General features: G+C 41.1%; 1 protein-coding gene. It reads right to left on the reverse strand.

Annotation, left to right across the window (positions count from 1 at the left end; translation table 11 throughout):
• On the reverse strand, positions 1 to 450 hold a 450-nt coding region (locus BZJ21_RS16430), incomplete at both ends, for a hypothetical protein (RefSeq protein WP_201788237.1).

Genomic DNA, 450 nt, shown 5'->3' on the forward strand with positions numbered 1-450 from the left:
ATTAAAGCTAACGTTGTTTACATCGCCCATGTTAGCGTCGATATTTCTAGTAACCGACTCTGCAGAGTTTAAATCGTTACCTACTGCAGTAACCACGTTGTTGCTGTCTGCAACAATGTTTACGTTGTTGATGTTAGAAGACACTGTCGTAACGTCAGGCATATTAGTAGCCACTTCATTTACGTTAACAATGTAAGTGCCGATAGTGTCTACGTTTAGGATACTGTCTGCTACGGTGTTCACGTTGGCTATATCAGCACCGACAGTGTTCACGTTATCAATGCTGTTAGCGACTACCTCGATTTCAGACGTAGTTTCACTAAGATCGTTAGCAACAACCTCGATTTCACTAATACTTTCTTTAAGGTCTTCGGCAACTTTAACTACGCTGTCAATATCAGCGGCTACGATATTTACGCTGTTAATGTTTTGAGCAACAGTGTCTACTTC

The sequence above is a fragment of the Salinivibrio costicola subsp. alcaliphilus genome (assembly GCF_001996185.1).
Taxonomy (GTDB): Bacteria; Pseudomonadota; Gammaproteobacteria; order Enterobacterales; family Vibrionaceae; genus Salinivibrio; species Salinivibrio costicola.